The following is a 16212-nucleotide window of genomic DNA, read 5'->3' as shown; positions in this document are numbered from 1 at the left end:
CCCGACCGATGAAACGCGCACCCCACGAGGAGTCGCCCCTTGAAACTCAGTGACATTGCCCGGCTGGCCGGGGTTTCGGTCACCACCGCCAGCTACGTGGTCAACGGCAAGGCCGAGGAGAAACGCATCTCCCCCGCCACCGTGGAGCGGGTGCGCGCGGTGGTCGATGCCCACGGTTACCGCCCCGACCCCCATGCCGCCGGCTTGCGCCGTGGGCAGACGCGCACCCTGGCCTTCATCCTCCCGGACCTCGAGAACCCCAGCTATGCGCGCCTGGCCAAGCTGCTGGAACAACAGGCGCGGGCCCGGGGTTACCAGTTGCTGATCGCCAGCTCCGACGACGAGCCGGAGAGCGAGCGCCAGCTGCTGCAGCTCTTCAGTGCGCGGCGTTGCGATGCGCTGATCGTCGCCAGCTGCCTGCCGCCCCAGGACCCGAGCCTGGGCGCGTTGCTGGATGCCGGGCTGCCGGTGATCGCCGTCGACCGCGAGCTGGCCCCGGGGCGTTTCTGCTCGGTGGTGAGCGATGACCACCAGGCGGCGCAACTGCTCACCCGCAGCCTGTTGAACCCGACGCCGCGCCAGGTGGCGTTGCTCGGCGCACGGCCGGAGCTGCCCATCAGCCGCGACCGCGAGGCGGGCTTCCGCGCCGCGCTCGCCGGCTTCGGGGGCGAGGCACAGGTGGAACATGGCGCCGAGTTCAGCCGCGAGTGCGGCCGGCAACTGATGCTGGGCCTGCTGGAGCGCCAGGGCCACCTGCCGGATGCACTGGTGACCACCGCCTACGTGCTGCTGGCCGGCGTGCTGGATGTGCTGCGCGAACGGGGCGCCTGGCCGCAACAGCTGCAACTGGCCACCTTCGGCGACACCCAGTTGCTGGACTTCCTGCCGCTGCCGGTGAACTCCATGCGCCAGCAGCACGAGCTGATCGCCGAGCAGGTGCTGGATCGGGCGCTGCAGGCCATCGCCGGGGACTACCAGCCCGGGGTGCTGGCGATACCGCGAAGGTTGCAGGTGAGGCGCGGAAACTGAAGGACGCATCGCATACCCGGTGTGGTTTCGCGGGGCTCACCCGCCATGCACGGCTGCCGTAGCCCGGGCTTCAGCCCGGGACGGAGCCATCGCGAATGAATTCGCTCCCACAAGAAACCGCCCACCGTGGCACGACCTCGTAGGGGCGACGTAGGGGCGACTTCAGTCGCCAAGCAGACCGCAGGGCTGCCCCAACTCGGTGTCCCAAACAACGCCGCCGGTGGATGAAAAAAGCGTCATCCACCCTACCTAGCGCATCGCAAACCCGGGATCACGGGTCTTCGAGGTAGAGGGTGACACTGACGTGGAAGCGGTCGATGCGCGCCCAGTCCTTCTCCAGGGTTTCCCCTGAGCTCATGCGGATTTCGTAGGGCCGGCCGCTGGCGTGGGGCGCGTTGGCGGGCTGGGTGTCCCAGCCGCAGCAGATGAACCGCAGCGGCTGCAGGCCGAAGCGTTGTTGCAGCAGGCTTTCCACGCCATGGGCCTGGGGGCCGGGCACCTGGTACTCGGCCACCAGTTGGCGCAGCTGGCCGCCTTCCTCCAATTTGCAGCCTTCGAAGTGCAGCCCGGGCGACTCGACCCCGAGCTGTTCGAGGAAGTCACCGCAGGCCGGTTCCGCCGCCTGTGCGGCACCGGCCAGGAGCAGCAGCGCGAGGATCGGGACGCCGCGCATCAGAAGATGTAGTCGGTGCTGATGAAGCTGGATTCGCGGTTGCGGATGATCTCGCTGATCAGCGTCTTGTTGTCTTCCTGGAAGCGCGTGGCCACCAGGGTGCGGATGGAGAAGGTGCGCAGGGCGTCGTGCACGGACAGGGTGCCCTCGGCGGAGTTCTTGCGCCCGTTGAAGGGGAAGGTATCCGGCCCGCGCTGGCACTGGGCGTTGATGTTGATGCGCCCCACCTGGTTGGCGAAGGCATCCACCAGGCGGCCGACCTCGGCAGAGCAGTTGCCGAAGATCGACAGCTGCTGGCCGTAGTCGGAATCCAGCACGTAGTCGATGGCGACCTGCACGTCGCGGTACGGCACCACGGGCACCAGCGGGCCGAACTGCTCTTCCTGGTAGATGCGCATGTCCGGGCTCACCGGGCACAGCAGAGCCGGGTAGAAGAAGCTCTCGCGGCTCTGGCCGCCGCCTTCGTTGACCACCTGGGCGCCCTTGGCGGTGGCGTCCTGCAGCAGGGTGGTGAGGTAGTCGACCTTGCCCGGCTCCGGCAGCGGCGTCAGCGCCACGCCGTCTTCCCAGGGCATGCCCGGCTTGAGCGCGGCGAGCTTGGCGCTGAAGCGCGCGAGGAAGGGTTCGAGCACGTCTTCATGGACGAAGAGGATCTTCAGCGCGGTGCAGCGCTGGCCGTTGAACGACAGTGCGCCGGTGACGGCCTCGTTGACGGCGTTGTCCAGGTCCACCTGTGGCAGGACGATGCCGGGGTTCTTGGCATCCAGCCCTAGGGCGGCGCGCAGGCGGTGCGGTCGCGGGTGCAGCTTCTTCAGGTCGCTGGCGCCCTTGTTGGTGCCGATGAAGGCGAAGACATCGACCTTGCCGCTGGCCATCAGCGCGCTGACGGTCTCGCGGCCACGGCCGTAGATGATGTTGATGACGCCGGCCGGGAAGCTGTCGCGGAAGGCCTCCAGCAGCGGGCGCATCAGCAACACGCCGAACTTGGCCGGTTTGAAGACCACGGTGTTGCCCATGATCAGCGCCGGGATCAGCGTGGTGAAGGTTTCGTTCAGCGGGTAGTTGTAGGGGCCCATGCACAGCGCCACGCCCAGGGGCACGCGGCGGATCTGGCCGAGGGTGCCCTGCTCCAGCTCGAAGCGGCTGGAGCGGCGGTCGAGTTCCTTCAGGGCGTTGATGGTGTCGACCATGTAGTCGCAGGTGCGGTCGAACTCCTTCTCGGAATCCTTGAGGTTCTTGCCGATCTCCCACATCAGCAGGCGCACCACCTCGTGGCGCCGCTCGCGCATGCGCGCCAGGAACAGCTCGACATGGTGGATGCGCTCGCCGACACGCATATTGGGCCAGGCGCCCTGGCCGTTGTCATAGGCACGCACGGCGGCGTCCAGCGCCTCCAGCGCGGCGTCGGCATCCAGCAGCGGCGTGCTGCCGAGGATGACCTGCTCCTCGCCCTGCTCGCCCTTGAGGAAGATCGGGCTGCGCACCGTGGCCAGGGGGCCGTCCCAGCGGCGCAGCTCGCCCTCCACCAGGTATTCGCGCTGCTCCACCGGTGCGCCGAGGCGCCAGGCTTCGGGGATGTCGGCGAGGCTGGGGAACAGGGCTTCGGGGGCGAAACGGGACATGGGGCGATCCTCGGGGCAGCGTGAATGGCAGTGATGACGCGGCGATCTGACTCTTCCTTGCACCGCCAGCGCTCCCGCGCGGGCGGCTTGCATCTTCCGGCTGCCCTTATTCCAGCAGCTTCAAGGCTTCGGCTGTAGCAGCTTCGATGCGCGCCCAGTCGCCGGCGCGCACCCAGGCGCTGTCCATCATCCAGGTACCACCTACGCACATGACGTTGGGCAGGGCCATGTAGTTACGCACGTTGTCCGGCTTGACGCCGCCCGTGGGGCAGAAACGGATGCCCGGGAAGGGCCCGGCAAAGGCCTTGAGGGCCGCCGCGCCGCCCACCACTTCCGCGGGGAACAGCTTGAAGCGCCGGTAGCCGCGGGCGTGGCCGAGCATGATTTCCGAGGCGCTGCCGACACCGGGCAGCAGCGGCAGCGGGCTTTCGCGACCGGCGTCGAGCAGCTCGGCGGTGCAGCCGGGGGTGACGATGAACTGCGCGCCGGCGGCTTCGGCGTCGGCGAGCATGTGTTCATCCAGCACGGTGCCGGCGCCGATCAGCAGGTCCGGGCGCTGCTCGCGCAGCAGGCGGATGGCGGTGAGGCCGTGCTCGGAACGCAGGGTGATTTCCAGGGCGCGCAGGCCGCCGGCGGCCAGGGCGTTGGCCAGGGGCAGGATGTGTTCCTCGCGCTCGATGGTGATCACCGGGAGGATGCGCGCTTCGGCGCAGAGGCGGTCGATCATCTCGACCTTCTCGGCCATGCTCGGCACGTTGCGCGCTGGGGAGGAATTCGCGGTCATGACAGGTCCTTCGGGCTCAAGGGCACCAGTAGATCTCGAGGGGCTGGTGGAGGAAGGCGCGGATCGGCATGGCCGCCACGTCTTCACCGGCCAGCGCGGTGGCCAGGGTGTCGAGCTTGCCCTGCCCCTGCACCGCCAGCAGCGTGAGGCGCGCGCCAGCCAGCAGCGGCAACGGCATGGACAGGCGCTGGCGCGGCACGCTCGGCGCCTGCATGGGCACGCAGCGCCGGGCGCACGAGTGGCTCAAGGCGTCGTCCAGGCCGGGGCTCTTGGGGAACAGCGAGGCGGTGTGACCGTCCTCGCCCATGCCCAGCACCAGGACGTCGATGGGCTGCGGCAGCTCGGCGAGCGCGGCATCTGCCAGGCGCGCCGCCTCGTCCAGGCTGGCGGCGGAATGGTAGAGACCGATGAAGCGCGCCTTGGCCGCCGGGCCTTGCAGCAGGTGGCGGCGCACCAGGCCTTCGTTGCTGTCGGCGTGGCCCACCGGCACCCAGCGCTCGTCGGCGAGGCTGACGGCGACGCGGGACCAGTCCAGCTCCTGGGCGGACAACCGCTCGAGGAAGGCGATGGGGCTGCGCCCGCCGGAAACCACCAGGGAGGCCACGCCGTGGGATTCGATGGCCGAGCGCAGGGCGCCGGCCACGTGCAGGGCCAGTTCGCCGGCCAGTTGTTCGGGGCTGCCGAGGCTGACCCCGGTGACCTGCGTGGGCAGGTCGAGATTACAGATCGCCATACCAGCTCCTGCCGTCACGGGTGATCAATGCGATGGATGCGACCGGCCCCCAGGTGCCGGCCGCGTAGGGTTTGGGGGAGTCGCCCAGTTGCTTCCAGCCGTCGATCAGCTGGTCGCACCATTGCCAGGCGTACTCGATTTCATCCTTGCGCACGAAGAGGTTCTGGTTGCCCTGCATCACCTCCAGCAGGAGGCGTTCGTAGGCATCGGGGATCCGCGCGCTGCGGTAGGTGTCGGAGAAGCTCAGTTGCAGCGGGCCGCTGCGCAGCTGCATGCCCTTGTCCAGGCCCTGGTCCTTGGTCATCACCTGCAGGGAGATGCCTTCGTCGGGCTGCAGGCGGATGATCAGCCGGTTGCTGATCAGCGGGCGCTGCTCGGGGGCGAAGATGTAGTGCGGCGGCTCCTTGAAGTGGATGACGATCTGCGACAGCTTCTGCGGCATGCGCTTGCCGGTGCGCAGGTAGAAGGGCACGCCGTTCCAGCGCCAGTTGCGGATGTCGGCACGCAGGGCGACGAAGGTTTCGGTGTCGCTCTGGGTGTTGGAGTTCTCTTCTTCCAGGTAGCCCGGCACCGGGCGGCCCTGGGTGCTGCCGGCGATGTACTGGCCGCGCACCACCTGCTGCGCCACCTGGGCGGCGGTGATGGGCGCCAGGGCCTTGAGCACCTTGACCTTCTCGTCACGGATGCTGTCGGCGGAAAGGTCGCTGGGCGGGTCCATGGCGATCAGGCAGAGCAGCTGCAGCAGGTGGTTCTGGATCATGTCGCGCAGCTGGCCGGCTTCGTCGAAGTAGCCCCAGCGCCCCTCGATGCCCACCTGCTCGGCCACGGTGATTTCCACGTGGGAGATGTGGTGCTGGTTCCACTGGGTTTCGAACAGGCTGTTGGCGAAGCGCAGGGCGATGAGGTTCTGCACCGTCTCCTTGCCCAGGTAGTGGTCGATCCGGTAGATGCGGTTCTCGGGGAAATGCACGGCCACCGCGTCGTTGACCCGGCGCGAGGATTCCAGGTCGTGGCCGATGGGCTTCTCCAGCACCACGCGGGTGTGACGGGCGCGCTCGACACGGGCCAGGCCCTCGCAGATGGCGCCATAGACCGAAGCCGGCGTGGCGAAGTAGGCGATCAGTCGCTCCTCGGGGCCGACGCGCTCGGCCAGCACCTGGTAGCCCTCGGCGTGGAGGAAGTCCATGGGCAGGTAGCTCAGCCGCGCCATGAAGCGCTGCAGCACGGCCGCGTCGATCTCCCGCTCCGGCACGTAGCCACGCAGGTGTTCTTCGATGGACGCCAGGCGGGCGCCGCCCTCCTCGCTTTCGCGGGCCAGGGCGAGGATGCGCGTGTCGCCATGCAGCAGGCCGGCGCGGTCCAGTTGGTAGAGCGCCGGGAACAGCTTGCGCAAGGCCAGGTCGCCGAGGGCGCCGAACAGGGCGAAGGTGCAGGGTTCTACGGATAAGGAAGCCATAATGATTGTTCTTTTACGAGGTTGAACTAGAAATACACGGTGAGAATGGCCATATCAAGAATAAATGTAGTAATAAAAACAACATTTTGTCACCCTCCTGTTACCTCTGGCTCTGGCCGGTGCCCCTCATTACGATAGGCCACCGATTTTGCAGGCCCCTTGCAAGGAACCTACATGGACCGCGTACGCAATCTTCTGGAGCAGATCCAGGGACGACTCGAAGACCTCAACAAGGCCGAACGCAAGGTCGCCGAAGTCATTCTCCAGGACCCGCAGCAGGCGACGCGCTTCAGCATCGCCGCCCTCGCCCAGGCCGCCAGCGTCAGCGAGCCGACGGTGAACCGCTTCTGCCGCTCCTTCGGCGTCAACGGTTACCCGGAGCTGAAGATGCAGCTGGCGCAAAGCCTGGCCAGCGGCGCCGCCTACGTCAGCCGCGCGGTAGAGGCGGACGACGGCCCCGAGGCCTACACGCGCAAGATCTTCGGCAGCGCCATCGCCTCCCTGGACAGCGCCTGCAACGCCCTCGACCCGCAGTTGATCAGCCGCGCCGTGGACTTGCTGATCCAAGCCCGGCAGATCCACTTCTTCGGCCTGGGCGCCTCGGCACCGGTGGCCCTGGACGCCCAGCACAAGTTCTTCCGCTTCAACCTCGCCGTGTCGGCCCATGCCGATGTGCTGATGCAGCGCATGCTGGCTTCGGTGGCCCACACCGGCGACCTGTTCGTGATCATTTCCTACACCGGCCGCACCCGCGAACTGGTGGAAGTGGCGCGCCTGGCGCGGCAGAACGGCGCCTCGGTGCTGGGCCTGACCGCCGCCGGCTCGCCACTGGCCCGCGCCAGCACCCTGAGCCTGGACATCCCGCTGCCGGAGGACACCGACATCTACATGCCGATGACCTCGCGCATCATCCAGCTCACCGTGCTCGATGTGCTGGCCACCGGCGTGACCCTGCGCCGCGGCGTCGACTTCCAGCCGCACCTGCGCAAGATCAAGGAGAGCCTCAACGCCAGCCGCTATCCCACGGATGAAGAGCCGGGCTGAACCCCTTTCAAGGGCAGACCCATGGTTGCGGGATTGATTCGGGGCCGGTGGTCGGGGGATGGCGCGTTCGCGAATAAATTCGCTCCTACAGGGAATGTCCCAGCCCCGCTCCCGGGCTGAAGCCCGGGCTACCTTGGGGATTCATTCCACCCGCGCCTTGAGCTGGATGCGCGCTTCTTCTCCGGGCGCGAGGATCTGGCTGCCGGTGCCGCAGGCGGCGGCTTCGATGCAGGCGAAGCCGAGGCCTTCCTTCCAGCTGACATCGCTGAGCGGGCGGCTGCCGGGGTGCCAGACCACGGTATTGGGTGAACCGCCGGTGTCGATGCGCACGCGGCGCTGCCAGCCGGCGTCCTGCAGGTGCAGCGGGCCGGCGTGATCGAAGATGCGATGACAGCCTTCCACCGGGCGCAGCTCGCCCTGCTGGGTGAAGCGCTGGCGGCTGAGCAGGTCCTGTCCGCTGGCGCCCTCCAGCCCCAGCACGGCGACCCGGGCGATATCACTGATGCTCCAATAGGCGTGCAGCGCCTGGCTGAGCACGCAGGGCTCCTGGTCGCCATGGCGGGTGGTCAGGGTCAGCGCCAGCTCATCGCCCAGCTCCGCCTGCAGCTCCACCTCCCAGTCGTGCAGGGCCAGGCGCCAGCGCAGGCGTACGCCGGCGTCGGAGCTTTCGCGCTCCTGCAGGCGCCAGTCGGTGAGGCGTGCCCAGCCGTGATGGGGCCAGCCGCTTTCCTGCGGGTGGCGACCGAACCAGGGCCAGCACACCGGCACGCCGCCGCGTATGGCGCCGAGCCTGGGCCAGCGCGCGGCGCACCAGAGCAGCGGGCGTTCGCCGCGCGGCTGGAAATGCAGCAGCTGGCCGCCCTGGCGGGCGAAGATGGCGCGGCAGCGCGGGTGGTCGATCAGCAGCATCTCGCGCCCCTGCTCGCTGCCCCAGCGGAAGACCTGGCGCACACCGGGGACGAAGAGCCCCGCGAGCGGATGCTCCACGGGCTCGTTCGCCAGTTCCAGGCCATGGCGGCGCGGTTCGCCACGACTCATCGCAGGGCCGCGCCGCGCAGGCTCACTTCCACCAGTACTCGATCTGCACGCCGACGTTGGAGCCGTGCAGGTCGGTGCCGTAGGCGCCGGTGTCGGAGAGCGCCGAGCCGGCCGCCAGCAGGCTGGCCGAACGCTGCGCCGCTTCGTTCCAGCTGGCGTAGGTGTAGTAGAGGCGGATTTCCGGGCGCTCCCAGAAGCCCGGGCCGGCGGGCGACCAGGTGGGCGCGATGGTGAACTTGGTCAGTTTGCGGGTGCCGCCGGGGGCTTCCACCTGGTCGCGACCCAGCTCGGTGACCAGCTTGAACTGCTCGGTGATGGCGTAGACCGGGCGCACGCCCACCGACAGCCAGTTCTGGTCGGCGCCGTCGGGGCGCTTGTCCTTCTGGTAGACGACCTCGAACTGGCCACCGAAGCGCGGGGTGATCTGCCAGTCGAAGAACTCCACGGCGCGCCAGCTGGAGGCGCTGTTGTCCAGGGTCGGGTCGCCGGTGTAGCCCAGGCCGGTGCCCGGGCCGCGGCCGTACTGCAGGGCGAAGGTGTTGGCGCCGCCGGCGAAGGGCTTCTGCTTGTGCTGCGCGGTCACCGCCCAGCCACTGTGGGAGTCGGTGCTGTCGGGCTTGTCGATGTAGCTGAAGCCCACTTCCATCTCGCCGCCGGGGTTGGTCTGGAAGCCGCCGACGTTGAAGTCGTGGCGGTTGATGTAGGGCTTCTGGTCGTAGTTGTCCTTGCGCGAGAAGACGTAGCTGTACTTCAGGTCGCCGATGGCCACTTCGTCGAAGCCGAAGCCGGTGGCGCTCTGGTTCCAGTAGTAGAAGTCGGAGATGTGGATGTCGTTACGCTTGTAGAAACGACGGCCCGCCCAGAAGGAGCCGCCATTGAGCGCGGGCATGTTGCTCCACTCGGCGTACATCTGGTTCATCCGCGCGAAGCCGTAGTCGCCGGTGAACTTGGGCGTATGGCCGTACTGGTTGTACAGCTGGGCCATGCCTTCGAGGCTGATCACCGAGCCGTCGTCGAGCTTGAACACGTCCTGGCGCAGGTCCAGCTCGATGTACTGCTCGCATTCGTTGCCGAGGCGGTACTTGGACTGCGCCCCCGGCAGCTGGAAGCACGACTGGGTGCCGCCGTCGGTGGAGCTGCCGGCGCCACTGCGCATGTAGCCGGTAAATTCCAGTGCATTGGCCGCTCCGGGCATCGCCAGCATGGCGCAGGGCAGCATCCACCAACTCTTCTTCACGTTCATATCCACTCCAGTTTTTATTGTTGTATTGCCTTGGATATCAGGGCCGTCCCTGGGCTCGGATGGCAGCCGGGGCGGCCTTCCTTTCAACGCCCCTTGAACTGCGCGACATTGCCCGCGCGCTCAACGGTTCGTGACTTTCCCAGCCCACCCAGCCGTTCACCGCTCTGCGCGTCGAAGAGCAATACCTTGCTGGGATCGAAATACAGCGAGAGGGTTTCACCTATCTGCGGCGCGGCGTCCGGCGCCAGGCGGCAGCAGACCTTGGTCTGGTTGAGGCTGGTGAACACCAGGGTGTCGGGGCCGGTGGGTTCGGTGACTTCGATTTCGGCGCGGATGCTCGGCAGGCTGGCGTCGGCCGGCGCGCTGGCGAGGATCTGCTCGGGGCGCACGCCGAGGATCACCTCGCGCCCTTCGATGCCCTCCCCCAGCTCGCCCAGGGGCAGCTCGCAGCGGGCCTGGCCGCTGTCCAGCAGGGCCCACAGCTGGCCGTCGCGGCGCTGCAGGCGCAGGGGGATGAAGTTCATCGGCGGCGAGCCCATGAAGCCGGCGACGAAGAGGTTGGCCGGGTCGTTGTAGATCTGCTGCGGGGTGCCGAACTGCTGGATGACGCCGTCCTTCATCACCGCCACCTTGTCGCCCAGGGTCATGGCTTCGATCTGGTCGTGGGTAACGTAGACGGTGGTGGTCTTGAGGCGCTGGTGCATCAGCTTGATTTCGGTGCGCATCTCCACCCGCAGCTTGGCGTCGAGGTTGGAGAGCGGCTCGTCGAACAGGTAGATCTTCGGCCGTCGTGCCAGGGCCCGGCCCATGGCCACGCGCTGCTGCTGGCCGCCGGAGAGCTGGCCGGGCTTGCGCTCGAGCAGGTGCTCGATCTGCAGCAGCTTGGCTACGCGGCTGACTTCGGCTTCGATCTCGGCGGCAGGCAGCTTGCGGATCTTCAGGCCGAAGGCGATGTTCTGGCGCACGCTCATGGTCGGGTACAGGGCGTAGGACTGGAACACCATGGCGATGTCCCGGTCCTTGGGGCTCATGCCGCTGATGTCGGCGCCGTCGACGAGTATGGCGCCACCGGTGATGTCTTCCAGCCCGGCGATGCAGTTCATCAGGGTGGATTTGCCGCAGCCGGAGGGGCCGACGAGGATCAGGAATTCGCCCGAGTCGATGGACAGCTCGATGTCCCTGAGGGTGTCGGCCAGGCCGCTGCCGTAGCGTTTGTTGACGTTGCGCAGTTCGAGGGTTGCCATATCAATCTCCACAAATGAGTAGCGTCGCGGGCACGCGCAGCGGCGTTCAGCCCTTGACCGCGCCGGCGGTCAAACCCCGGAGGAAGTACTTGCCGGCGAACACGTAGACGAGCAGGGTCGGCAGGCCGGCGATCATCGCGGCGGCCATGTCGACGTTGTATTCCTTGGCCCCGGTGCTGGTGTTGACCAGGTTGTTGAGGGCCACGGTGATGGGCTGGCTGTCGCCGCTGGCGAACACCACGCCGAAGAGGAAGTCGTTCCAGATCTGGGTGAACTGCCAGATCAGGCAGACCATGACGGTGGGCACCGACATGGGCAGCAGGATGCGCCCGAAGATGGTGAAGAACCCCGCACCGTCGAGCCGCGCCGCACGCACCAGGGCGTCGGGGATGCTGACGTAGAAGTTGCGGAAGAACAGCGTGGTGAAGGCCAGGCCGTAGACCACGTGCACCAGCACCAGGCCGGCGGTGGTGTTGGCCAGGCCGAACTGGCCGAGGGTGAAGGACGCCGGCAGCAGCACCACCTGGAACGGCAGGAAGCAGCCGAACAGCAGCGCGCCGAAGAACAGCTGCGAGCCACGGAAGCGCCACATGGACAGCACGTAGCCGTTGAGCGCACCGAGCAGCGTGGAGATCAGCACCGCCGGCACGGTGATCATCACCGAGTTCCAGAAGTAGCCGCCGACCTGGGTCCAGGCCTTGGTCCAGCCGATCAGGGTGAACACGTCCGGCAGCGACAGCAGGTTGCCGGTGCGGATGTCGTCGGGGGTCTTGAAGCTGGTCAGCAGCATCACCACCAGCGGCACCAGGTAGAGGGCGCAGGCGAAGATCAGGGTCGCGTGGATGGCCAGGCGGCTGAGGCTGAACGGGGGTTTTCCGGCCAGGCTAGTCATGGCGCTTGTTCCTCAGTTCGGAATACAGGTAGGGCACGATGATCGCCAGCACGGCGCCGAGCATGAGCATGGCGCTGGCCGCGCCGAGGCCCATCTGCCCACGGGTGAAGGTGCTGGCGTACATGAACATCGCCGGCAGGTCGGAGGAGTAGCCGGGGCCGCCGGCGGTCATCGCCGCCACCAGGTCGAAGCTCTTGATGGCGATGTGGGCGAGGATCATCAGCGCGCTGAAGAACACCGGGCGCAGGCTCGGCAGGACGATGCGCAGGTAGATGGTGGGCAGGCTGGCACCGTCCACCTGGGCGGCGCGGACGATGGATTGGTCGACCCCGCGCAGGCCGGCGAGGAACAGCGCCATGACGAAGCCGGAGGATTGCCACACGGCGGCGATCACCAGGCAGTAGACGACGCGGTCCGGGTCCACCAGCCAGTCGAGGCGGAAGCCTTCCCAGCCCCAGTCACGCAGCAGCTTGTCCAGCCCCAGGCCGGGGTTGAGCAGCCACTTCCAGGCGGTGCCGGTGACGATCATCGACAGCGCCATGGGGTACAGGTAGACGGTGCGGATGAAGCCTTCGCGGCGGATGCGCTGGTCCAGCAGCACGGCGAGGAATACGCCGATCACCAGGCTGATGGTGATGAACAGCCCGCCATAGACCAGCAGGTTGTGGCTGGCGACCCACCAGCGGTCGTTGTCCCACAGGCGCTCGTACTGCTGCAGGCCCACCCACTTGTAGCTGGGCATGAAGCGCGAGTTGGTGAAGGACAGCAGGAAGGTCCAGAGGATGTAGCCGTAGAAGCCGACCAGCACGATGAGCATGCTCGGCGCCAGCACCAGCTTGGGAAGCCAGCGTTGCAGCGCATCCAGCGGCGATGCCTTGGCGAAGACTGCGGTTGAGCTCATGGGGCACTCCGTATGACAGGTGACGCGAACAGCCCGCTCTCCCGGAGGGAGCAGAGAGAAATCGAGGCAGCAGGAACCCGTGGCGCCTGCCGGCACCTGGAAAATCGTCGGTAAGGGAGGGGCCGCTTACGCGGCCCCGGGGGGGTCACTGCACGGCCTGGATGGCGGCAGCCAGCTGCTGGGCGGCTTTCTTCGGGTCCGCCGAGGGCGAGTTGAAGAAGTTGGTGACCACATCGAACACCGCGCCCTGGACGTAGCCCGAGGAGGCCATCAGGTGCGCCATGCTCGGCTGCAGCCCGCCGTTGCCGACGGCTTCCTTGAAGTCCTTCATGGAGGCCTGGGCGCAGCTGTCGAAGCCGCTCATGTCGACGTCCTGGCGCACCGGGATGGAGCCCTTGTTCTGGCTGAACAGGGTCTGGAACTCGGTGCCCATGACGATGCGCGCCAGGTCTTCCTGGGCGCTGCGGTTGGCGTCGTCCTTGAGCTTGAACATGGTCAGCGAGTCGATGTTGTAGTCGAAGCTGCCCTGGGTGCCGGGGAACGGCACGCAGATGTAGTCCTTGCCCGCCACCTTGCCGGCGGCGGTCCATTCACCCTTGGCCCAGTCGCCCATGATCTGCATGCCGGCCTTGCCGTTGATGACCAGCGCGGCGGCGGAGTTCCAGTCGCGGCCGGCGGCGTTGGCGTCGATGTAGCCGTGGAGCTTCTGCAGGGTGGCGAACACCTTGACCATCTTGTCGCCGGAAAGGGTCGCCGAATCCAGCTCGACGAAGGCCTTGTGGTAGTCCTGCGGGCCGAGAATGCTCAGGGCGATGTTTTCGAAGGTGGTGCCGTCCTGCCAGGGCTGGCCACCGTGGGCGACGGGGATGAAGCCGGCGGCCTTGAGCTTGTCGGCGGCAACGAAGAACTCATCGAGGGTGGTGGGCGGCGTGGCGCCGGCCTTCTTGAACACCTCTGGGTTGATCCACAGCCAGTTGACCCGGTGCACGTTGACCGGCACGGCGACGTAGTGGTCTTCGTATTTCATGATGCCGGCGACCTGCTTGGGCAGCAGTTGGTCCCACTTGCCCTCCTCGGCCACGTTGTCCATCTCGGTGAGCAGGCCGAGTTCGCCCCACTCCTGGATGTCCGGCCCCTTGATCTGCGCGGCGGACGGCGGGTTGCCGGATACGGCGCGGGTCTTCAGCACGGTCATGGCCGCCTCGCCACCACCGCCGGCGACGGCGAAGTCTTTCCAGGTATGGCCTTTCTTCTCGACCAGTTCCTTGAGGGTGTCGGCGGCGCGTTTTTCGCCACCGGAGGTCCACCAGTGCAGGACCTCCACTTCACCGGCAAGCGCGGAAAGGGGGAAGAGCGAAGCGAGGGATACGACAACGGCCAGGCGAGAGAACGCATTCATGAGGGGATCACCTTTTTGTTTTTATGGCTGTGCAAGTCGGTGCTTGCGCATGCCAGGAGTCTAAACAGGATGGTCGGAACGCCGGGTAACAAAGGGATGCCCGAAGGTCACAGCTCGGTTACACAGAACGGAAACTGCCCCGGTTGGTTCAACCCATCGCCGACACCACCCGGGGCGGGTTCGGCGCCTTGCGGTGCAGGCGGCGGAAGTCCCTCGGGGTGCTGGCCTTGAGCGCGAGGAACTGGCGGTTGAACAGCGAGAGGTTGGCATAGCCCACCTGCTCGGCGATGCGCACCACGGCCAGGTCGGTGGCGATCAGCAGCGAACAGGCGCGACCGATGCGCAACCGCGTGACGTATTGCACGGCGGTCATCCGCGTGTGGCGGCGAAACATCCGATGGAAAGCCGAGACGCTGACGCAGGCGAGTTCGGCCAACTCGGGGATGGAAAGCGGCTCGGCAAAGCCCTGGTGCAGCCGGTCCAGCACCCGCTGGATGCGCGGGTCGGCCGTGGGCATGGCGGCAGGCGTGGCCGGTGCGTTGGCGAGGTGCAGCACATCCGGGTCACGGCAGAGCTGCAACAGGACGTCCAGCAACAGCATCAGGCGCCGGCCCGGCTCCGCCTCCGGCATCGCTTCGATCAGCGGGCGCACGCCGGCGCGGGTCGCCGCACCGAAACTCAACCCCTGCTCCGCACCCGCCAGCAGCACGCCGATGTCACGCAGCTCGGGGAACATGGCCAGCAGGCCATTGGCCCAGTCGCGGTGAAACCAGATGACCAGCGCCACATGGGGCGACCCCGCGTCGATCCGCTCGCGGGAGCACCAGCTGTGGGGCAACCCGGGGCCGACCAGCACCAGGTCGCCATCGTCGTAGGGCTCGATGTCGTCACCGATGTAGCGATGGCCACGGCTGTTGAGGGTAAGGGTCAGCTCGTACTCCGGGTGGTGGTGCCACTCGAAGGGGATGCCCTCCTCCAGGCGCCGGTTCAGCAGTGCCCAGGAGGCCCCGTCGTCGGGAGTGATGGTTTCGAGGAATGCGCGCATGCCGGCACGATAGCTCAACCGGTGAACGCAATCACGCCATAAAAGTATCGGTTTCCACCTCTAACCGCGGCATCGGCGCCCCGCCCCGCTGGGTAGCCTGCGAAGCGTTCCCATAACAACAACGCAGGAGAACGACATGGCGCCCCTCTACACCGACGGGTACGGCAACCACCCTGGCGCGGGGAGCGCCACCACCCCGCTGCAAGCCATCGACAAGCGCCGCCCGCTGCGGGTGCTGAGCGAGGCCGACTGGCAGCACTGGACCCGCAAGGGCTACGTGATCGTGCGCCACGCGGTCAGTGCCGCCGAGGCCGACGCGGTGGTGGCGATGCTCTGGCGCTTCCAGGAGATGGACCCGCACGACCCGAGCACCTGGTATCGCCCGCAACTGCGCGAACACCGCATGACCGAGCTCAACAACACCGGGATGGTGGAGGTCTACAACCACCAGAGCCTGTGGGACACCCGGCAGAACCGGCGCATCTACGATGCCTTCGTCGACATCTGGGACCGCGAGGACCTGTGGGTGGCCATCGACCGCGCCAACCTCAACCCGCCGAACAAGGCGGCCCGCGCGGCCGGGAAGAAGGACGGCTTCATCCACTTCGACGTCGATGTATCGCAACGGCCGCTGCCCATCGCCGCCCAGGGCGTGCTGTCCCTGGCACCGCAGGATGACGAGGTCGGCGGCTTCCAGTGCGTGCCCGGCATCTTCGAAGCGATCGAGCAGTGGTGGTCGCGCCAGCCCGAAGGCGCCAACCCCTTCAAGCCGGATATCGGCGCGCACGCCATCGAAAACATCCGCCTCGACAAGGGCGACCTGTTGATCTTCAACAGCCTGCTGGCCCACGGCGTGCGCCCCAACCGCTCGGAGGATCGCGTGCGCCTGGCGCAATACATTTCGATGTTCCCGGCGGATTTTGGCAACGAGGCCCTGCGCCAGGCGCGCATCCGCACGTGGGCGGAGCAGACCCACCCGCTAGGCGACCCCTTCCCCGGCGACCCGAGGGAGTACGAACGCCACCACTTCGCCCGCGCGGAACTCAGCGAACACGGGCGCCGCCTGCTGGGGCTGGAGCCCTGGCCCTGATGCGCAGTGGCAAGCGGTG

General features: G+C 67.3%; 15 protein-coding genes. 3 read left to right on the top strand and 12 right to left on the bottom strand.

Annotation, left to right across the window (positions count from 1 at the left end; genetic code table 11):
• Positions 1 to 39: 39 nt before the first annotated feature.
• Positions 40 to 1029, top strand: coding sequence for a catabolite repressor/activator (gene cra / locus OEJ36_RS20015; protein WP_263403053.1), 990 nt, complete (start codon positions 40 to 42; stop codon positions 1027 to 1029).
• A 271-nt stretch (positions 1030 to 1300) separates the two neighbouring features.
• On the opposite strand, the gene OEJ36_RS20010 is transcribed toward cra, so the two are convergent.
• The 5 genes from OEJ36_RS20010 to zwf form a co-directional block, all read right to left on the bottom strand.
• Positions 1301 to 1702 carry a DUF4952 domain-containing protein gene (locus tag OEJ36_RS20010; protein ID WP_021222874.1) on the bottom strand — a complete coding sequence of 134 codons (402 nt, stop codon included), beginning with the start codon at positions 1700 to 1702 and terminating at the stop codon, positions 1301 to 1303.
• Positions 1702 to 3324: an NADP-dependent glyceraldehyde-3-phosphate dehydrogenase gene (locus tag OEJ36_RS20005; protein WP_263403052.1), complete on the bottom strand. Its 1623-nt coding sequence runs from the start codon at positions 3322 to 3324 to the stop codon at positions 1702 to 1704. Before OEJ36_RS20005 ends, OEJ36_RS20010 begins: the two co-directional genes overlap by 1 nt.
• Positions 3325 to 3430: 106 nt before the next feature.
• On the bottom strand, positions 3431 to 4108 hold the full coding sequence (locus OEJ36_RS20000) for a bifunctional 4-hydroxy-2-oxoglutarate aldolase/2-dehydro-3-deoxy-phosphogluconate aldolase (protein WP_263403051.1): 678 nt from the start codon (positions 4106 to 4108) through the stop codon (positions 3431 to 3433).
• 16 nt (positions 4109 to 4124) lie between these two features.
• Positions 4125 to 4841, bottom strand: coding sequence for a 6-phosphogluconolactonase (gene pgl, locus OEJ36_RS19995; RefSeq protein WP_263403050.1), 717 nt, complete (start codon positions 4839 to 4841; stop codon positions 4125 to 4127).
• Positions 4828 to 6297 carry a glucose-6-phosphate dehydrogenase gene (gene zwf / locus OEJ36_RS19990; RefSeq protein WP_021222870.1) on the bottom strand — a complete coding sequence of 490 codons (1470 nt, stop codon included), beginning with the start codon at positions 6295 to 6297 and terminating at the stop codon, positions 4828 to 4830. Before zwf ends, pgl begins: the two co-directional genes overlap by 14 nt.
• Before the next feature lie 174 nt (positions 6298 to 6471).
• Between zwf and OEJ36_RS19985 the strand changes: the two genes are divergently transcribed.
• Positions 6472 to 7341: a MurR/RpiR family transcriptional regulator gene (locus OEJ36_RS19985; RefSeq protein ID WP_263403049.1), complete on the top strand. Its 870-nt coding sequence runs from the start codon at positions 6472 to 6474 to the stop codon at positions 7339 to 7341.
• A gap of 141 nt (positions 7342 to 7482) precedes the next feature.
• Here the strand turns inward: OEJ36_RS19985 and OEJ36_RS19980 are convergent, their stop codons facing one another.
• From OEJ36_RS19980 to OEJ36_RS19950, 7 genes are all read right to left on the bottom strand, one after another.
• Positions 7483 to 8379 carry a D-hexose-6-phosphate mutarotase gene (locus OEJ36_RS19980; RefSeq protein WP_263403048.1) on the bottom strand — a complete coding sequence of 299 codons (897 nt, stop codon included), beginning with the start codon at positions 8377 to 8379 and terminating at the stop codon, positions 7483 to 7485.
• 22 nt (positions 8380 to 8401) lie between these two features.
• A complete protein-coding gene (locus OEJ36_RS19975; protein WP_411861036.1) occupies positions 8402 to 9622 on the bottom strand; it encodes a maltoporin in 1221 nt (406 codons plus the stop codon).
• 83 nt (positions 9623 to 9705) lie between these two features.
• Positions 9706 to 10866 (bottom strand): ABC transporter ATP-binding protein, encoded by a 1161-nt coding sequence (locus tag OEJ36_RS19970; protein ID WP_021222509.1) that lies wholly within the window; start codon positions 10864 to 10866, stop codon positions 9706 to 9708.
• 46 nt (positions 10867 to 10912) lie between these two features.
• Positions 10913 to 11758, bottom strand: a complete 846-nt coding sequence (locus OEJ36_RS19965; protein ID WP_263403047.1) for a carbohydrate ABC transporter permease — start codon at positions 11756 to 11758, stop codon at positions 10913 to 10915.
• Positions 11751 to 12659 (bottom strand): carbohydrate ABC transporter permease, encoded by a 909-nt coding sequence (locus tag OEJ36_RS19960; protein ID WP_263403046.1) that lies wholly within the window; start codon positions 12657 to 12659, stop codon positions 11751 to 11753. Before OEJ36_RS19960 ends, OEJ36_RS19965 begins: the two co-directional genes overlap by 8 nt.
• Positions 12660 to 12804: 145 nt before the next feature.
• A complete protein-coding gene (locus OEJ36_RS19955) occupies positions 12805 to 14058 on the bottom strand; it encodes an ABC transporter substrate-binding protein (RefSeq protein ID WP_263403045.1) in 1254 nt (417 codons plus the stop codon).
• A 148-nt stretch (positions 14059 to 14206) separates the two neighbouring features.
• A complete protein-coding gene (locus tag OEJ36_RS19950) occupies positions 14207 to 15103 on the bottom strand; it encodes an AraC family transcriptional regulator (RefSeq protein WP_263403044.1) in 897 nt (298 codons plus the stop codon).
• Positions 15104 to 15239: 136 nt separating this feature from the next.
• Here OEJ36_RS19950 and OEJ36_RS19945 point away from each other — a divergent pair, with 136 nt between their 5' ends.
• On the top strand, positions 15240 to 16193 hold the full coding sequence (locus OEJ36_RS19945) for a phytanoyl-CoA dioxygenase family protein (protein ID WP_263403043.1): 954 nt from the start codon (positions 15240 to 15242) through the stop codon (positions 16191 to 16193).
• The last annotated feature ends 19 nt before the right edge of the window (positions 16194 to 16212 follow it).

The sequence above is a fragment of the Pseudomonas sp. PDM13 genome, from assembly GCF_025685765.1.
In the GTDB taxonomy this organism is placed as follows: Bacteria; Pseudomonadota; Gammaproteobacteria; order Pseudomonadales; family Pseudomonadaceae; genus Metapseudomonas; species Metapseudomonas solani.
This window is presented reverse-complemented; position numbering and strand designations above follow the sequence as displayed.

Excerpts from the sequence above, each read along its gene's own strand:
- OEJ36_RS20010 (WP_021222874.1), bottom strand. The coding sequence starts at position 1,702 with ATGCGCGGCGTCCCGATCCTCGCGCTGCTGCTCCTGGCCGGTGCCGCA.
- OEJ36_RS20005 (WP_263403052.1), bottom strand. The coding sequence starts at position 3,324 with ATGTCCCGTTTCGCCCCCGAAGCCCTGTTCCCCAGCCTCGCCGACATC.
- OEJ36_RS20000 (WP_263403051.1), bottom strand. The coding sequence starts at position 4,108 with ATGACCGCGAATTCCTCCCCAGCGCGCAACGTGCCGAGCATGGCCGAG.
- pgl (WP_263403050.1), bottom strand. The coding sequence starts at position 4,841 with ATGGCGATCTGTAATCTCGACCTGCCCACGCAGGTCACCGGGGTCAGC.
- zwf (WP_021222870.1), bottom strand. The coding sequence starts at position 6,297 with ATGGCTTCCTTATCCGTAGAACCCTGCACCTTCGCCCTGTTCGGCGCC.
- OEJ36_RS19985 (WP_263403049.1), top strand. The coding sequence starts at position 6,472 with ATGGACCGCGTACGCAATCTTCTGGAGCAGATCCAGGGACGACTCGAA.
- OEJ36_RS19980 (WP_263403048.1), bottom strand. The coding sequence starts at position 8,379 with ATGAGTCGTGGCGAACCGCGCCGCCATGGCCTGGAACTGGCGAACGAG.
- OEJ36_RS19975 (WP_411861036.1), bottom strand. The coding sequence starts at position 9,622 with ATGAACGTGAAGAAGAGTTGGTGGATGCTGCCCTGCGCCATGCTGGCG.
- OEJ36_RS19970 (WP_021222509.1), bottom strand. The coding sequence starts at position 10,866 with ATGGCAACCCTCGAACTGCGCAACGTCAACAAACGCTACGGCAGCGGC.
- OEJ36_RS19965 (WP_263403047.1), bottom strand. The coding sequence starts at position 11,758 with ATGACTAGCCTGGCCGGAAAACCCCCGTTCAGCCTCAGCCGCCTGGCC.
- OEJ36_RS19960 (WP_263403046.1), bottom strand. The coding sequence starts at position 12,659 with ATGAGCTCAACCGCAGTCTTCGCCAAGGCATCGCCGCTGGATGCGCTG.
- OEJ36_RS19955 (WP_263403045.1), bottom strand. The coding sequence starts at position 14,058 with ATGAATGCGTTCTCTCGCCTGGCCGTTGTCGTATCCCTCGCTTCGCTC.
- OEJ36_RS19950 (WP_263403044.1), bottom strand. The coding sequence starts at position 15,103 with ATGCGCGCATTCCTCGAAACCATCACTCCCGACGACGGGGCCTCCTGG.
- OEJ36_RS19945 (WP_263403043.1), top strand. The coding sequence starts at position 15,240 with ATGGCGCCCCTCTACACCGACGGGTACGGCAACCACCCTGGCGCGGGG.